Raw genomic sequence first — 16,349 nt, 5'->3', positions numbered from 1 at the left:
CTCCAAGGGCTTGTACTCACAGCTTGGTGGTGGGTTCCTGAGATGGTGCTGAGACTACTCCCACCTGCGGTTTTGTGCTCGCTCCAGCACGCTTTCTGAGAGTCGGCTGAGATCTTCCGCGCGACTGAGAGCCGTGCGCGGCATGCTGTGACCCGTGAAGCCTCGGGTGCTGGTCGTGGACGACGAAGTCGGTGTGCGCCGGGCGTTGGAGCGCGGGTTGTCGGCGGAGGGCATGGAGGTCGTCACGGCCTCCGACGGGCCCACGGCGTTGCGGGTGGCGTTGACCGGGGCCTTCGACGTGGTGCTGCTCGACATCATGCTGCCCGGTCTGTCCGGGTACCGGATCCTCCAGCGCATGCGGGCAGACGGGGTGCGGACGCCCGTGCTGATGGTGTCGGCGAAGGACGGCGAGGTCGACCAGGCGGACGGGCTGGACCTCGGCGCCGACGGGTACCTGGTCAAGCCGTTCAGCTTCGTGGTGCTGGTCGCGCAGGTCAGGGCGTTGCTGCGACGGGGTGGCGGGGCTCGCCGGAGGCTCACGCTGGGCCACCTGGTGATCGACCGCGGGCTGCGCGAGGTCACCTGGGCCGGGCAGGACGTGTCGCTGTCGCCGCGCGAGTACGCGGTGCTCGACGTGCTGGCGTCGCGGGCGGGGTCCGTGGTGACCAAGGACGAGCTGTTGCGGACCGTCTGGGGAGACGAGCAGGCCGCCACCCGCAACGCGGTCGAGGTCTACGTGGGGTACCTCCGGCGCAAGCTGGACGCCGTGGGGGCCGGCGAGGTCGTGCGGACCATTCGCGGGCACGGGTACATCGCGTCGACCCCGGACCTGGACAACGCGTTGGGGAACAAGTGAACCCTCGCCGCTGGTGGTTGCGGCGCACGTTGCGCTTCCGCATCACCGTGGTGGCCACGGGGGTGGCGTTGCTGTGCCTGCTGGCGTTCACCGGCCTGGCGCCGGCGTTGATCGGGCTGATCCAGATCACGGCGGTGGACCAGGAACTGGAGAAGTCGCCGCCGCGGGTGCTGGACGTGTCCGGGGCGCCGGTGGACGGTCAGCCGCCGCTTCCGCTGACGGCGCAGGACATCCGGGCCCTGAGATCCGGCGAGCCCGTGCTGCGGATGGAGGGCGAGTCCGCGCTCAGGTTCCGGGGACAGGTGGTGTTCTCGGAGGACGGGTCACCTCGCCTGGAGGTCTACGCGAGCACGTTGCTCGGCTACGGGAAGGCCAACACGCTGGGGACGCGCTGGCTGGCGTTCGCGGCGGTGCTGGTGGCCGGGCTGGTGGGGATCGCGACCTGGCTGTCGGTGCGCTCGTCGTTGCGGCCGGTCGAACGGATGCGGGTCGCGGCGGCGGAGTTGCCGCACGGGGAACGGCTGCCGGTGCCTTTGGCACGGGACGAGTTGCAGGCGCTGGCCGAGGCGTTGAACGCGTTGCTGGCTCGGCGCGACGAAGCGTCGGACCGGTTGCGGCGGTTCACCGGGGACGCGGCGCACGAACTGCGGTCGCCGGTGGCGTCGGTGCGGGCGCAGGCCGAGGTCGCGGTGGCGCATCCCGATCCGGACTTCTCGATCGAGGTGCTGGAGTCGGTGGTCGAGGAGTCGATCCGGCTCAGTGCGCTGGTCGAGTCGCTGCTGATCCTGGCGCGGGCGGACACCGGGGTGCCGGCGCGGGCCGAGGCGGTGGACCTCGTGCTGGAGGCCGAGGCGGCGATCTCCCGGCTGGACACGGATCTGCTGGTCCGGCTGACCGCGCCGCCGTCGGCGTGCCTAGTGTCGGCCACGCGGTCCGAGGTCGAGCTGGTGCTGGACAACCTGCTGCGCAACGCCGCCCGGTACGCGTACTCGACGATCACGCTGACGCTGGTGCCGGTCGGGCGGGACGTGCGGTTGCTCGTGGACGACGACGGGCACGGGATTCCCGCCGAGCACCGGACGAAGGTGTTCGACCGGTTCTACCGGGTCGAGGAGGACCGCGGGCGCCGCTCCGGCGGGTTCGGTCTCGGGCTCGCACTGGTGGCGCATCTCGTCGGGCGGCGGGGCGGATCGGTCCGTGCCGCGGAGTCACCTGCCGGTGGTGCGCGTTTGGAGATCCGCTGGCCGTCCTGGTAGCAAGCTCTGGTGCCAGAGTTGCGAGCGTCGGCGCTGGTCGACGCGCCTGTTGCCGCTGTTGCGGGTGCCCTGTTGGACACGTCGCTGATCACGGGGTTCGGGGTTCGCGTCCCGGGTTCCCTGCTGTGCCTCGGGGATGCGCTGGTCGGGCCGTTCGGGGTCCGGCTGACGGTCACCCGTGCCGATCTGTCCGGTGTGTCGGCCGCCGGTGACTTCCTGGAGCTGCACACGGATCTCGTGGCCACCGGGGCCGGGACGATGGTGGTCGACCGGGTGAGCTGGACGTCCGTGCGTGGTGTCGTCGGGCGGTTCGCGGACGTGACGGTCGGGCGCGGAATGGCGTTGCGGGTGCTGGAGAAGCGTTCGGCGTTGCTCGCGCGGCGGTGCGAGGAGCTGCGGGCGGCCCGGGTCGTGGTCGGGGCGGCGATCGTCCGGGATGGACGGTTGCTGGCGCAGCAGCGGTCCTATCCGGAAAGCCATGCGGGACAGTGGGAACTGCCCGGTGGCCGGGTCGAGCCCGGCGAGAAGCCCTCGGACGCGTTGGTGCGCGAGTGCGTGGAAGAACTCGGTGTGACGGTCGTCGCCGGTGAGCAGATCGGGCCGGACGTGCCGTTGAAGAAGGACCTGGTGCTGCGGATCTTCGCCGCCGAGCTCGCCGACGGTGAGCCGGAAGCGTTGGAGCACAACGCTGTCCGGTGGCTCACCGCCGGCGAGCTGGCCGGCGTGGACTGGCTGCCGGCGGACCGGGTGCTGGTGCCGGCCCTTCAGGACCTCCTCAACTGAGCCCGGACAGGCGCAGGGCCGCGTTCAGCCGGTGCTGGGCGCGGTCGCGGGCCCGTTCCGCACCGGCCTGGCGGATCCTGTCCAGTTCGGCGGGGTCGGCGAGGAGCTCCAGCGTGCGGTCGCGCACGGGTTTGAGCTCCTCGATCACCGCTTCGGCCACGACGTTCTTGAGGTCGGAGAACCTGCTCGTGTAGTCCTCCGGGTCCTTCCCGGTGCAGGAGGAGAGGATCTCGGTCAGGTTCGCGATGCCGTCGGTGGACGAGACGGCCCTGCGGACCTTGCGCCGCACCAGGTCCGGCTCGTCGAGCACGAAGACGACGCCCGCCGAGTTCTGCGCCGACTTGTCCATCTTGCGCGCCGGGTCCGAGAGGTCCCTGATGCGTGCCCCCACCTTCGGCACCACCGCGGTCGGCACGATGAACGCGTCGCCGTACGCGTGGTTGAAGCGCCGCGCGAGCGCACGGGCCAGCTCGACGTGCTGGAGCTGGTCCTCGCCGACCGGGACCTCCGCGGTGCCCTGCAGCAGGATGTCCGCGGCCATCAGCACCGGATAGGTCAGCAGACTCAGCCGCACCGACTCGCGGCCGAGCGACTTCTCCTTGAACTGGATCATGCGCGCGGCCTCGCCGTAGGTGCAGGTGCACTCCAGCACCCAGTTCAGCGCTCCCAGCTCACGGATCAGGTCGCTCTGCACGCACACGCTCGCCGGGTCGATGCCGGACGCGACGAGAACGGCGAGCTGTTCGCGCGTCAGGGATCGCAGACGTTGCGGATTGTGCGACGACGTCATCGCGTGCAGATCGCTGATGAAGTACACGTCCTCGTGGGTGCCCTCACGAGCCCACGTGCGCAGCGCACCCAGGTAGTTGCCCAACGTGGGCTGGCCCGACGGGGTGATGGCGGAGAGCCGGATCATTTTGCTGGTCCTTTCCGTTCGAAGGACCGCCCCGGACGAACGCATCAAAAAAGCCGCCCGTCGGGGCGGCCTGTTGTACGCGTCAGCGGTGATGTCTGCGCGCAGCTACTCCGGCCGCCTGAAGGCGGCCCACCAGAAGGCGTTCAGAGTGCGCACGTAGCCCAGTATAGGGCTACCGTCGAAGGATGTTCATCGTGCTGCTGAAGTACGCCGCGCCACTGGAACAGATCGACTACGCCCTCCCCGACCACCGAGCCTGGGTCGAGAAGCAGTACGAGCGAGGTCTGTTCCTCGCCTCGGGACGTCAGGTGCCGAGGACGGGCGGCGTGATCATCACGCGGCCCATGCCCCGGGGCAGACTCGAGGCGCTGCTCGCCACGGACCCGTGGGCCGAGCAGAAACTGGTGAAGTACGAGATCTGCGAGTTCGAGGCGACGCGGACGGCGCCGGAGCTCGTGAAGCTGAACGAGGCCGTGCTCCAGCACTAGCGCCTCTCGGCGAGCCAGGCGATCGCGGTGTCCAGCACGCGATCGTGGGTGTCGTCTGGGTTCTTGCGGGTGTCGTCTGGGCTCTTCACGTGCTCGTGCGGGGCGTTCATCGTGTGCTCGTGCGGGGCGATCGGCTCGTTGCCGTACGTCCTGCCGGTCCGGTCGGCCATGAACGCGGTCGTGATCGCGAGCCGCGCGCCGTCGGAGAGCCTGAACGTCTGGTTCGCCGTCGCGTAGCCGGCCGTCGGTTCGCCGAAGGTCCGGGTGTTCCGCGCGCCCAGGAACGAGATCAGCACCGCCTCTCCCGAGCTCGCGGTGTGCCGGTCGGTGAGCACCGCCACCGGTTCGGTGCGCGCGGCAGGGATCCTTCGCCACCGGAACGCCGTCTTGCCGCCGTTGTAGACGTGGCCGCGCCGGACTCCCCAGCTCGACGCGTCGCCGTCCGGGCCGATGAAACGGCCCCTCTCGCCCTCGCCGAGCAGCGGGGCGACCACCGTGAGCATCGGGTGCATGTCGCCGCCCCGGTTGCCGCGCAGGTCCACCACCCAACCGGTCGGTCGGCCCGCGATCAGGTTGCGCAGGAGGGTTAGGCCTGCGGAGACGTACGCCCTGCCGTTGCGCGAGTCGGTCTCGGGTAGGAGCAACCAACCGGTTGGGCCAGGTAACTGACCAGTTGGTCCAACCAACCGGTCAGTTGGGCCAGGCAACCGCTTGGTTGGCCTGGCCAAGGGGTCGGTCGGTCCGGCCAACCGGTCAGTTGGGCCAGGTAACTGCTCAGTTGGCTCGACAAACGGGTCAGTTGGTCCAGCTAACCGGTCAGTCGCCCCAGACAACCGCTCGGTTGGCCCGGTCAGCGGGTCAGTTGGCCCGGCCAGCCGGTCAGTCGTCTCAGGCAACCGCCTGGTTGGCCCGGTCAGCGGGTCAGTTGACCCGACCAACCGGTCAGTTGCGCCAGGCAACCGCTCGGTAGGCCCGGTCAGCGGGTCAGTCGGCCCGACCAACCGGTCGGTCGCCCCGGCCAACGGCGTGCTCGGCCCAACCAACCGGTCGGTCGGCCCGACCAACCGCGTGGCTGGCCCGACCAGCCGACCAGTCGGTCCAATCAACCGACCCGTCGGAACGGTCTTCCGCCCAGACGAGGCCGCACGCTGCGCCGTGATCAGATGGGTGTGCGGGTTCCCAAGGCAGGCGATCACGTGACGGATCGCGTCGTAGGTGTCCTCAAAACCGGAAGCCCCAGCGGTGGCGACGTGAGCTTCGGCACGCAGGGCAGGCCAGTCGGCCTTGGAGCTCTCGATCGAGTGACGCTGGAGAAGTTCCAACGCCCTGTCGACGTACGCGCGGGCCTCGGCGGAGCTCAAGCGGCCTTCTTCAGCGCCTTCTTGGCGGCCTTCTCCGCCTTCTTCGCAGCCTTCTTGCGGGCCTTGTCACGCTCCTTGAGCAGGAACGGGACCGGACAGCGCTTGCACTGGGGCTTCGACCGGCAGCACTTCTTCTTGAGCTTTTTACCCACTGGTTGCACTCCACTCCGACACGTTTGGCTAGAGTAGGTGAGGCTCACTTCACTGGCAGTCTTGTGTGGTAATGGCGACGCAGCCGGTAGTATCGACAACGGCTGTGCGCATCGACGTGTCTGGCGCGAGCCCCTCCAACGCCTTCGAAGCTCTAGGAGTTCCGCGTGCCCACGGCCACCGCGTCTGCCCTTCAGACGCGAACTGACCTGCGAAATGTCGCGATCGTCGCGCACGTCGACCACGGTAAGACCACCCTGGTCGACGCGATGCTGCGCCAGTCCGGCGCCTTCTCCGCGCGTGCCGAGCTCGTCGACCGGGTCATGGACTCGGGCGAGCTCGAGCGCGAGAAGGGCATCACGATCCTCGCCAAGAACACGGCTGTGCGCAGGCACACGCCGGACGGCGATGTGATCATCAACGTGGTCGACACCCCCGGCCACGCCGACTTCGGCGGTGAGGTCGAGCGCGCGCTGTCGATGGTCGACGGCGTCGTCCTGCTGGTCGACGCGTCCGAGGGCCCGCTGCCCCAGACGCGCTTCGTGCTGCGCAAGACGCTCGCGGCCGGCCTGCCGGTGATCCTGCTGGTCAACAAGGTCGACCGCCCTGACGCCCGGATCTCCGAGGTCGTCGAGGAAGCCCACGACCTGCTGCTCGACCTCGCGACCGAGGTGGGCGCCGACGAGTCCGTGCTGGACCTGCCGGTCGTCTACGCCTCCGCGCGCGCCGGTCGTGCGTCGCTGAACCAGCCCGAGGACGGCGGCCAGCCGGACGAGGAGAACCTGGACGTCCTGTTCCAGGTGCTGCTCGACCACATCCCCGCCCCCCACGTCGACGTGAACGGGCCGTTGCAGGCGCTGGTCACGAACCTCGACGCCTCGACGTTCCTCGGCCGCATCGCGCTGTGCCGCATCCACCGGGGCACGATGCGCAAGGGCGAGACCGTCGCCTGGTGCCGCGAGGACGGCGAGCCGGTCAAGGTCCGCATCACCGAGCTCCTCATCGCCGAGGCGCTGGACCGCGTCCCCGCCGAGTTCGCTCGCGCAGGTGACCTGGTCGCCATCGCCGGCATCTCGGACATCACCATCGGTGACACGCTGGCCGACGCCGAGGCCCCCGAGGCGCTGCCCCGGATCACGGTCGACCAGCCGGCTATCTCGATGACCGTCGGTGTGAACACCTCGCCGCTCGCCGGCCGCAACGGCGGCACGAAGCTCACCGCCCGCGTGCTCAAGGCGCGTCTCGACGCCGAACTCGTCGGCAACGTGTCCGTGAAGGTGCTCCCGACCGAGCGCCCGGACACCTGGGAGGTGCAGGGCCGCGGCGAGCTGGCGCTGGCCATCCTGGTCGAGCAGATGCGCCGCGAGGGCTTCGAGCTCACCGTGGGCAAGCCGCAGGTCGTCACGCACATGGTCGACGGCAAGATCCACGAGCCGTTCGAGCGTCTGTCCGTCGACTGCCCCGAGGAGCACCTCGGCGCCGTCACGCAGCTCCTCGCGAACCGCAAGGGCCGCATGGAGAACATGTCGGGCCACGGCAGCGGCCGCATCAAGCTCGACTACGTGGTCCCGTCGCGTGGCCTCATCGGCTTCCGCACCGAGTTCCTCACCGAGACCCGCGGCACCGGCATCGCGAACGCCGTCTCCGAGGGCTACGCCCCGTGGGCGGGCGAGATCCGCACCCGCCACAACGGTTCCCTGGTCGCCGACCGCACCGGCTCCATCACCGCCTACGCGATGATCCAGCTGGCCGACCGCGGCACGTTCTTCGTGGAGCCGGGCGCCGACGCCTACGAGGGCATGGTCGTGGGCGAGAACCCGCGCGCCGAGGACCTCGACGTCAACATCACCCGTGAGAAGAAGCTCACGAACATGCGCTCCTCCACGGCCGACGTGATGGAGACCCTGGCCCGCCCCCGCAAGCTCTCGCTGGAGGAGGCGCTGGAGTTCTGCGCCTCCGACGAGTGCGTGGAGGTGGCCCCGGAGGTCATCCGCGTCCGCAAGGTCACGCTCGACGCGAACCTGCGCGGCCGCGAGCGCTCGCGGCTCAAGGCGCGCGGCTGAGCACGACGCTGACGTAACGCCCGGCAGGGGCGGCTGGGCCGATGGCCTGGCCGCCCTTCGTCGTGTGTGGGGCGGCGTGGACGCCCGCGTGAGTGGTGCTGGCGAGTCGAAGCGAGCGCGCTCACGCAAGGGTCCCCTCGAAGTCAGGACCCCCCGCGACCCAACGTACCGAGCGGGTCTGACACTTCTGGACGGCCGAACAGGCCGCGCCCCGCCGGCGGTTTAGCCGCCCTGGCCACACGGTATCCAGGTCGAACCACCCGACCAGGTGAGCCGTACTACCCACCGCGCGGGCAACCCCGTGTCCGCGCGGCACGTCCCTCTTATGGCGCGGGTGACAAATCCTGGGTTGCCCGAACGCCACCACCAACCTTCTGGCAATGTGAGGACCATGAGGCGACTCGGGGGAGTGCTTGCCGCTGCCGTTCTGTGCGGCACAGCCGCGGCGTGCACGAACGCGCCTCCGCCGCCTCTGGTCGCGAAGTCCGAGGCGCCTGTCATCACGACCACGGGACCCAAGGTCACCGAGATCGTGGTGGGCGTGGACGACGTGGCGGGTGGTTACAACCCGCACGCTCTCGCGGCGCAGAGCCCGATCACGACGGCGCTCAGTTCGTTGTTGCTGCCCAGTCCGTTCCGGCCAGGCAACGACGGCGCCCCGCAGCTCGACCGGAACCTCATGGTGAGCGCGAAGGTCACCAAGGCCGAGCCGTTCACGGTCACCTACACGATTCGCAAGGACGCCAGCTGGTCGGACAGCGCTCCCATCGCCGCCGAGGACTTCTACTACCTCTGGCAGCGTATGCGGACGGAACCCGGTGTTGTGGATCCGGCGGGTTACCGGCTCATCAACAACATCAGCGCGCGTGAGGGCGGCAAGGTCGTCGAGGTCGTGTTCGGCAAGCCGTTCCCGGGGTGGCGGTCCCTCTTCTCGAACCTGTTGCCCGCGCACCTGCTCAAGGACGCGCCCGGTACGTGGTCGAACGTGCTGTCCACCGGCTTTCCCGCCACGGCAGGGCCTTTCCAGGTGCGCAGCCTCGACGAGCCGCGCGGTGAGGTCGTGCTCGAACGCAGCGATCGGTACTGGGAGGTGCCGACGACGCTCGACCGGGTCGTCATCCGCCGTGCCACGCACAGCGCGATGGCCGAGTCACTGTCCAAAGGCGACAACCAGGCCGCGCTCCTGCGGGCCGACGCGGCGGATGTGAACCTGCTCAAGGGGATCCAGAACGTCGCCACGAAACCCGTGCCGCGCAACGAGGTCGTGCAGGTTCTGCTGCGGCCAGCCAGTGAGCAGCTCAAGGACGTCAAGACGCGCAGGGCGATCGTGGCCGCGCTGGACCGCGAGGCGCTCATCGCGTCCGGGACGCAGAGCGGGCCGAGCGCGCCGTTCCGGGCCGACTCGTACGTGGTGCCGCCCAGCCGCGCCGGGTACGTCAAGACGATCACCGCGAACACGCTCGACGCGGCGGTGAGCGACCAGTCGCTGACCGAGGCCGGGTACGTGAAGACCGGCACCGAGTGGCAGAAGGCCGGCAAGGCGCTGAAGCTCAGGATCGCGGCGCCGGAGAAGGTCGAGCCGTACGTCGGCATCGCGAACCGGATCAAGGCTCAGCTGAAGGACCGGGGCATCGACTCCGAGGTCGTCACGCCCGCCGCCGAGGACCTCTTCAGCAAGCAGCTGACCGAGAAGGACATCGACATCGCCGTCGTCCCGCGGGTGGACGCCGGTGACTCGGCGGCGGCGCTCGCGAGTGAGTACGGGTGCGCCGGTGACGCTCCGGACGGGGCGACGCCCAGCCCGCAGAACATCGCCGGCTTCTGCGACCCGGCGATCCAGGCCGACATCGACGCCGCGCTGAACGGCAAGACGCTGGTGTCCGATGTGCTGGCCCGAGTCGAGCCGTTGATCGCGGCCCAGGCCGTTTCGGTACCGCTGTTCCAGATTGTCGATCTGCTCGGTGTCCTTCCGGCGACGGTTTCGGGCGTCGACACCGGGGCACCCCTGGCGGGCGTGCTCAGCGGTGCGCCCGAATGGCGGCGTCTCGACAAGTAGCCGGCGGGTGGGAAATCCGTTGCGCGAGCCTTTTCGCGTTGCTACGTTCGGCCGTTCTCGTTGACAGAATTTCACGCGCCCGGTCAACGAACGCTGGCGCCCGGTAATCGGGCCATTGCGGCGTGCAACAACCTGTTTCCATTGGGTCACGATCCCCCTCTCAGGTAGTGACCGCTCCCTCAACGGGTTCTTACCGTGCTGCCCACGATGTGCCGGTTCGGGGCGCGTATGGCACATCTCGGTTATGGGCGTGCATGCCGACCTGGCCACGGCCGCCCAGTGCTAGGAGGGCACGTGTCAATGAGGAGAACCAAAGCACTTCCGGCGATCGCGCTGGTCGCCAGCGCGTCTCTCGTGCTGGGTGCCTGTGGTGGCGGTGGCGGAACCAGCGACGCGGACGGTGGCGACGCCACGGTCGCGGAGATGGCGACGGCCCGCGGCGAGTCCGCGGACGGCTACACCGCGCCGGATACGAAGCAGAGCGACCAGGTCGTCGTGTCGACCGACAAGCCGTTCACCTCGTACAACAACGCGACGGAGGACGCCAACCAGTCCTACAACACGTTCGCGCTGACGCTCGTGCAGCCTGGTGCGCACCTGCTGAACGGCAACAACAAGGTCATCCTGAACAAGGACGTCATGGAGTCGGTCGAGGTCACCTCGAAGTCTCCGCAGGTCGTGACCTGGAAGCTGAAGAAGGGCGTCAGCTGGTCCGACGGCGAGGCCTGGGACTGCGACGACTTCTACATGGCGTGGTTCACGCAGAGCAACACCGCGAAGAAGGCCGACGCCAGCAAGTTCTTCAAGCCGGCCGGCACGACCGGATATGACCTCATGACCGGTGAGTGCAAGGACGACCAGACGTTCGTCGGCACGTTCTCGGCTCCGTACCCGGACTACGAGGACATGTTCAACAACGACGTCCTCCCGGCGCACATTCTCGAGAAGAACGCCGGCATCGCCGACATCACCAAGCTCAACAAGGACAGCGCCGCCGCTGACATCCAGAAGGCAGCCGACTTCTGGAACGAGAAGTGGAACGGCTTCACCAAGGACCTCATGCCCGGCGCGGGTTCCTACGTCCTGACCGGCTTCGAGCCGAACCAGTCGGTGACTCTGGAGCGCAACCCCAAGTGGGTGGGCAAGCCCGGTGGTCCCGCGAAGATCATCCTGAAGGCGATCCCGGACCCCGTCGCGCAGGCCCAGGCGCTGGAGAACGGTGAGCTCGCCGTCAACTCCTTCGCTCAGCCGGACGCGAACGCGGCCACGAAGCTCAAGGGCCTCAACGCCCAGGGTGTGACGTTCGGCGCGGGCCCCGGCCTGTCGTTCGAGCACCTCGACATCCAGATGAAGAACCCGGTGCTGGCCAAGGAAGAGGTCCGCAAGGCCTTCTTCATGTGCGTCAAGCGCCAGGACATCATCGACAAGCTCATCACCGAGGTCCAGGCCGACGCGAAGCCGATGGGCAGCCTCATCTTCTTCCCGAAGGACGAGGGCTACAAGGACGTCTACGCGGACAAGGCCAAGGGTGACGCGGCCGAGTCCAAGAAGATCCTGACCGCAGCCGGCTGGGCGCAGGGTGCCGACGGCGTGTTCGCGAAGGACGGCGTCCGCGCCTCCTTCCGGATCAGCCACACCGACATTCCGCGTCGCAAGCAGACCGTCGAGCTGATCCAGGGCCAGTGCAAGGACGCCGGCATCGAGGTCAAGGACGACACCGACCCGAACTTCCTCGACGAGCGCGTCTCCGCGGGTGACTACGACGTCGCCCTGTTCGCGTGGTCCGGCTCGCCGTTCAAGGGCGGCAAGAAGTCGATCTACGAGACCGGTGGTGGCCAGAACTGGCAGAACCTGACCGTGCCGAAGGCCGACGAGGCCATGAAGCAGGCCGTCTCGCAGACCGCGATCGCCGAGTCCCTGAAGTTCTGGTCCGAGGCTGACTCGGAGCTGGCGAACGCCTACGGTTCGCTCCCGCTGTTCCAGATGCCGAACATGTGGGCCTTCAAGGGTCTCGACCGCGTGTACTTCCAGAGCTACTACGGCGCGCTGTGGAACGCCAACGAGTGGCAGACCAAGTAATTCGCCTTAGCTCATCAGCTGAAGTGCGCAACGCCTGACCGGGCGGGGCCGGACCACGAGTCCGGCCCCGCCCGAGCCGGGTTGCCCCCTAGGAGCCCGCCCGTGATCCGCTACATCATCCGGCGCCTGCTGATCTCCATACCCATCCTGCTGATCGGCAGCTTCGCCTGTTACGTCCTCGTCGCGACCGCCGGAAACCCGTTGGCGGAAATGCGATTCCGGCCCGGTGTCACCGAAGCCGACATCAAGGCCGCGGAGATCTCGCTGGGCCTGGACAAGCCCGTGATCGTCCGCTACTGGAACTGGCTCACCGACTTCGTGTCCGGTGACTGGGGCCAGAGCATCGCCCTCGGTCAGGCCAAGACCGCTGTCTTCCCGGCCGTCACCGACGCGCTGTGGACCACCGGTCGCCTCGTCATCGGCGCCGAGCTTCTCGCGCTCACGCTGGGTGTCTCGGTCGGCGTGCTCGCCGCCGTGCGCCAGTACTCGATCTTCGACTACCTCGCCACCAGCACCGCGTTCCTCATGTTCTCGATGCCGATCTTCTGCGTCGCGGTCATCGTGAAGAACTACGGCATCCAGTTCAACAACGTCCTGGAGTCGATGGGGCTGGACCGCTGGCTCACCACCGCGGGTCCCCGGCCAGGTGGTTTCAGCGGCAGCTTCGGTGAAGTGATCTTCAAGTACACCGGCACGTTCCTGCTTCCGACGCTCGCGCTGATGCTGATCAGCTTCGCCGCGTACAGCCGGTTCGAACGCGCCTCGATGCTCGAGATCCTGCACTCGGACTTCGTGCGCACCGCGCGGGCGAAGGGCATCTCGCAGGGCCGCGTGATCTTCAAGCACGCGTTCCGCAACGCGCTGATCCCCGTCGCCACGCTGTTCTCGCTGAACTTCGGTGCCGTGCTGTCCGGCGCGATCATCACCGAGACCGTGTTCGGCTGGTCCGGCATGGGCACGTTGCTGGTGAACTCCGTGCGGCAGTTCGACCCGCCCATGCTCATGGGTTGGCTCGCGGTCACCGCGACCCTGATCGTGCTGTTCAACCTCTTCGCCGACATCGTGTACGGCGTCCTCGACCCTAGGATTCGCCTTGGCTAACATCAACCTGGCGTCCGAGGGCGGAGTGGTGAACAGCGCTCCCCAGTCAGACTCCCACGAGTTCGACGCCTCCAAGACCCGCACACAGAGCCAACTCGTCCTGCGGCGCTTCCTGCGCCATCGGCTCGCGATGGTGAGCCTCGGCGTGTTCATCTTCCTCGTGCTGTTCGCGTTCCTCGGGCCGTTCATCTGGACGTACGACTACGAGGATGTGACCAGCAAGTCCTACCAGCCGATGAGCGGCATCCACCCGCTCGGCACCACCCAGGTCGGCAAGGACATGCTCGCGCTGCTCATGCGCGGCACCGGCTACTCGCTGCAGATCGCCCTGATCGTGGCCGCGCTGGCGACCGCGATCGGCGTGATCTTCGGTGCCCTGGCGGGATATCTGCGCGGTTTCGTCGACACGGCGCTGATGCGCCTGGTCGACCTGCTGCTGATCATCCCGCAGATCGCGGTCGCCGCGATCGTCGTGAAGGGCTTCTCCGGCAGCTGGTACGTCGTCGCGCTGGTGCTCGCCGCGTTCGCCTGGATGCAGATCGCCCGCATCACGCGCGGTGAGACGCTTTCCCTGGCGCAGCGGGAGTTCATCGAGGCGGCGCGGGCCTGTGGCGCCTCCACCTCGCGGATCATCTTCAAGCACCTCGTGCCGAACATGATCGGCAGCATCACCGTCAACGCCACGCTGGCGATCGCGTCCGCGGTGCTCACCGAGGCCGCGCTGTCGTTCCTGGGACTGGGCGTCCAGCCCCCGGACACCTCGCTCGGCGTGATCGTGCTGGAGAACTACGGGCAGTTCATGAACCGGCCGTGGCTGTTCTGGGGTCCGTTCATCGTTCTCGTGTCGCTTTCCCTGGCCGTCAACTTCATCGGTGACGGTCTGCGCGACGCGTTCGACCCGAGGCAGACGAAGGTGCGTGCCTGATGACCACTGTTTCCGAACTGTCGGAGGACTTCCTGCCCTCCAACACCACCGCACCGCTGCTCTCGGTCAAGGACCTGTCGGTCACCTTCCCGACCGACGACGGCGACGTTCGCGCCGTGCGCAACGTCTCGTTCGACCTCAACGCCGGCGACGTGCTCGGCATCGTCGGCGAGTCGGGCTCCGGCAAGTCCGTGTCCTCCATGGCGATCATGGGCCTGCTGCCCAAGAACGCGGTCATCGAGGGCTCGATCCGGTATCGCGGCGAGGAGCTGAACGGCCGCAGCTACAAGCAGATGCAGCCGTTCCGCAGCAAGCACATCTCGATGATCTTCCAGGACCCGATGACGTCGCTGAACCCCGTCTACACCGTGGGGTGGCAGCTCGCCGAGACCTATCGCGCGCACCACAACGTCTCCAAGAAGGCGGCGTGGGCCAAGGCGGTCGAGTCACTGGAACTGGTCGGCATCCCGCAGCCGGACAAGCGTGCGAGCCAGTACCCGCACGAGTTCTCCGGCGGCATGCGGCAGCGCGTGGTGATCGCGATGGCGATCATCAACGACCCCAGCGTGATCATCGCCGACGAGCCGACCACCGCGCTCGACGTGACGGTGCAGGCGCAGATCCTCGACACCATGCTGCGCATCCAGACCGAGACCGACGCGGCGATCGTCATGATCACGCACGATCTCGGCGTGGTCGCGGGCATGGTCAACCGCGTGCAGGTGATGTACGGCGGCACCGTGGTCGAGTCCGGCCCGGTCGACGACGTCTTCGAACGGCCGCGGATGCCTTACACGGTAGGACTTCTGGGTTCGGTCCCGAACCCGGCCACCCTGGGCAAGCGCCTCACCCCGATCAAGGGCGCGCCGCCGTCGCTGGTGAACCTGCCGACCGGCTGCTCGTTCTCGCCGCGCTGCCCGCTCGTCACCGACGTGTGCCACGAGTGGGAACCGCTGCTGGAGGAGGCCGGCGCCGCGAACCACACGACGCGGTGCCACCGCTGGGAGCACCTGGCGACGTTCGAGCAGCCGCAGAAGCTGTTCCTGCACGACGAGATCGGCACGGTGGAGAACCCGGCCGCGTTCGCCGCGGCCAACCCCGACGAGTCGCTCGAAGTGACCGCCGTGCACGGATCTCTGATCACCGAACTGAAGGATGAGGAGGCGAAGTGACCGCGCCACTGCTGGAGGTCACCGACCTCGTCAAGGAATTCCCCGTGCGGGGCAAGGGCATCATCCCGCGCAACACCGGTTCGGTGCAGGCCGTGTCCGGGGTGTCGTTCACGCTGCACCCCGGTGAGACGCTCGGCCTCGTCGGCGAGTCCGGCTGTGGCAAGTCCACGACCGGGCGCGCGATCCTGCAGCTGCACAAGCCGACCTCGGGCTCGGTGAAGTTCGAGGGCCGCGAGCTGACGTCCATGAGCGCCAAGCAGCTGCGGCCGCTGCGCAAGGACATCCAGATCGTCTTCCAGGACCCGTACGCGTCGCTGAACCCCAAGTGGCAGGTCAACGACATCATCGCGGAACCGCTGGTGATCCACGGTGTCGAAGGTGGCGTGCAGCGGCGGGTCAACGAACTGATGGAGCTCGTCGGGCTCAACCCCGAGCACCGCAGCCGTTACGCACACGAGTTCTCCGGCGGTCAGCGGCAGCGCATCGGCATCGCCCGCGCCCTGGCGCTCAACCCGAAGTTCCTGGTGCTGGACGAGCCGGTGTCCGCTTTGGACGTCTCGGTGCAGGCCGGTGTCGTGAACCTGCTGGAGGAACTGCAGGAACGGCTCGGGCTCGCGTACCTGTTCGTCGCGCACGACCTCTCGGTGGTGCGGCACATCTCCGACCGGGTCGCGGTCATGTACCTCGGCAAGATCATCGAGATGGGCGAGCGGGAGGCCATCTACGGCAAGCCGATGCACCCGTACACGCAGGCGTTGCTGTCCGCGGTGCCGATGCCGGACCCGAAGAAGGAACGTCAGCGTCAGCGGATCGTTCTGACGGGTGACGTGCCGTCGCCGGTCAACCCGCCGTCGGGGTGTCGCTTCCGCACCCGGTGCTGGAAGGCCCAGGACATCTGCGCCACCGAAGAACCGAAGCTGGAAAGGCGCGGCGGCCCGGAAGGAACGCTGTCCGCCTGCCATTTCGCGGAGGAACGTTCGGTGGTCTAGCGGCTGCGGTCCGCCCAGTGAAATCCCTGTTCAGGGGCAGGTGGCGGACGCGGAACCGCGAGATCGCGTCGGTCGTCCGGTCAACCGCTCACCTCGAATTCGGCGAAGCCCAATTCGAGGTGAGCGATTCGGCCGGACGACCGACTTCTGGGCG

The 16,349-nt window shown here is 68.1% G+C and carries 14 protein-coding genes; 11 read left to right on the top strand and 3 right to left on the bottom strand.

Going from position 1 to position 16,349, the window contains the following annotated elements; genetic code table 11:
• Positions 1-154: 154 nt before the first annotated feature.
• The 3 genes from BM417_RS32620 to BM417_RS49395 are packed head-to-tail and all read left to right on the top strand — an operon-like array spanning position 155 to position 2,895.
• Positions 155-856 (top strand): response regulator transcription factor, encoded by a 702-nt coding sequence (locus tag BM417_RS32620; RefSeq protein WP_245822304.1) that lies wholly within the window; start codon positions 155-157, stop codon positions 854-856.
• Positions 853-2,112 carry a sensor histidine kinase gene (locus BM417_RS32615; protein ID WP_093602494.1) on the top strand — a complete coding sequence of 420 codons (1,260 nt, stop codon included), beginning with the start codon at positions 853-855 and terminating at the stop codon, positions 2,110-2,112. Before BM417_RS32620 ends, BM417_RS32615 begins: the two co-directional genes overlap by 4 nt.
• 9 nt (positions 2,113-2,121) lie before the next feature.
• The gene (locus BM417_RS49395; protein ID WP_245822303.1) at positions 2,122-2,895 is read left to right on the top strand and encodes a (deoxy)nucleoside triphosphate pyrophosphohydrolase; all 774 of its coding nucleotides are present in this window, start codon (positions 2,122-2,124) and stop codon (positions 2,893-2,895) included.
• On the opposite strand, the gene trpS is transcribed toward BM417_RS49395, so the two are convergent.
• Positions 2,888-3,811, bottom strand: coding sequence for a tryptophan--tRNA ligase (gene trpS / locus BM417_RS32605; protein ID WP_093602492.1), 924 nt, complete (start codon positions 3,809-3,811; stop codon positions 2,888-2,890). The two genes, BM417_RS49395 and trpS, sit on opposite strands and share 8 nt — an antisense overlap.
• A 185-nt stretch (positions 3,812-3,996) precedes the next feature.
• Between trpS and BM417_RS32595 the strand changes: the two genes are divergently transcribed.
• Positions 3,997-4,299, top strand: coding sequence for a YciI family protein (locus BM417_RS32595; RefSeq protein ID WP_093602488.1), 303 nt, complete (start codon positions 3,997-3,999; stop codon positions 4,297-4,299).
• On the opposite strand, the gene BM417_RS48100 is transcribed toward BM417_RS32595, so the two are convergent.
• A complete protein-coding gene (locus BM417_RS48100; protein ID WP_177320713.1) occupies positions 4,296-4,943 on the bottom strand; it encodes a S41 family peptidase in 648 nt (215 codons plus the stop codon). The genes BM417_RS32595 and BM417_RS48100 overlap by 4 nt on opposite strands.
• A 713-nt stretch (positions 4,944-5,656) precedes the next feature.
• Entirely contained in the window at positions 5,657-5,812 is a 156-nt protein-coding gene (locus BM417_RS48095) for a hypothetical protein (protein WP_167974072.1), read from the bottom strand.
• 165 nt (positions 5,813-5,977) lie between these two features.
• Here BM417_RS48095 and typA point away from each other — a divergent pair, with 165 nt between their 5' ends.
• The 7 genes from typA to BM417_RS32555 all read left to right on the top strand — a co-directional run bounded on the left by typA (position 5,978) and on the right by BM417_RS32555 (position 16,195).
• Positions 5,978-7,873, top strand: a complete 1,896-nt coding sequence (gene typA / locus BM417_RS32585; RefSeq protein WP_093602484.1) for a translational GTPase TypA — start codon at positions 5,978-5,980, stop codon at positions 7,871-7,873.
• 391 nt (positions 7,874-8,264) lie between these two features.
• Positions 8,265-9,929, top strand: coding sequence for an ABC transporter family substrate-binding protein (locus BM417_RS32580; RefSeq protein ID WP_093602482.1), 1,665 nt, complete (start codon positions 8,265-8,267; stop codon positions 9,927-9,929).
• Between the two features lie 300 nt (positions 9,930-10,229).
• Entirely contained in the window at positions 10,230-12,008 is a 1,779-nt protein-coding gene (locus BM417_RS32575; protein ID WP_093602481.1) for an ABC transporter family substrate-binding protein, read from the top strand.
• A 102-nt stretch (positions 12,009-12,110) separates the two neighbouring features.
• Positions 12,111-13,109, top strand: coding sequence for an ABC transporter permease (locus BM417_RS32570; protein WP_093602479.1), 999 nt, complete (start codon positions 12,111-12,113; stop codon positions 13,107-13,109).
• A complete protein-coding gene (locus BM417_RS32565; RefSeq protein ID WP_407656188.1) occupies positions 13,102-14,034 on the top strand; it encodes an ABC transporter permease in 933 nt (310 codons plus the stop codon). The genes BM417_RS32570 and BM417_RS32565 overlap by 8 nt, the downstream gene beginning before the upstream one ends.
• A complete protein-coding gene (locus tag BM417_RS32560) occupies positions 14,034-15,206 on the top strand; it encodes an ABC transporter ATP-binding protein (protein WP_093602477.1) in 1,173 nt (390 codons plus the stop codon). Before BM417_RS32565 ends, BM417_RS32560 begins: the two co-directional genes overlap by 1 nt.
• On the top strand, positions 15,203-16,195 hold the full coding sequence (locus BM417_RS32555; RefSeq protein WP_093602475.1) for an ABC transporter ATP-binding protein: 993 nt from the start codon (positions 15,203-15,205) through the stop codon (positions 16,193-16,195). The genes BM417_RS32560 and BM417_RS32555 overlap by 4 nt, the downstream gene beginning before the upstream one ends.
• The last annotated feature ends 154 nt before the right edge of the window (positions 16,196-16,349 follow it).

Origin of the sequence: Lentzea waywayandensis (assembly GCF_900115955.1) — a bacterium.
In the GTDB taxonomy this organism is placed as follows: domain Bacteria; phylum Actinomycetota; class Actinomycetes; order Mycobacteriales; family Pseudonocardiaceae; genus Lentzea; species Lentzea waywayandensis.
Note: the sequence above shows the minus strand (reverse complement) of the source record. Positions and strands in the feature narration are given on the sequence as shown.

Excerpts from the sequence above, each read along its gene's own strand:
- BM417_RS32575 (WP_093602481.1), top strand. The coding sequence starts at position 10,230 with ATGAGGAGAACCAAAGCACTTCCGGCGATCGCGCTGGTCGCCAGCGCG.
- trpS (WP_093602492.1), bottom strand. The coding sequence starts at position 3,811 with ATGATCCGGCTCTCCGCCATCACCCCGTCGGGCCAGCCCACGTTGGGC.
- BM417_RS32580 (WP_093602482.1), top strand. The coding sequence starts at position 8,265 with ATGAGGCGACTCGGGGGAGTGCTTGCCGCTGCCGTTCTGTGCGGCACA.
- BM417_RS32560 (WP_093602477.1), top strand. The coding sequence starts at position 14,034 with ATGACCACTGTTTCCGAACTGTCGGAGGACTTCCTGCCCTCCAACACC.
- BM417_RS32595 (WP_093602488.1), top strand. The coding sequence starts at position 3,997 with ATGTTCATCGTGCTGCTGAAGTACGCCGCGCCACTGGAACAGATCGAC.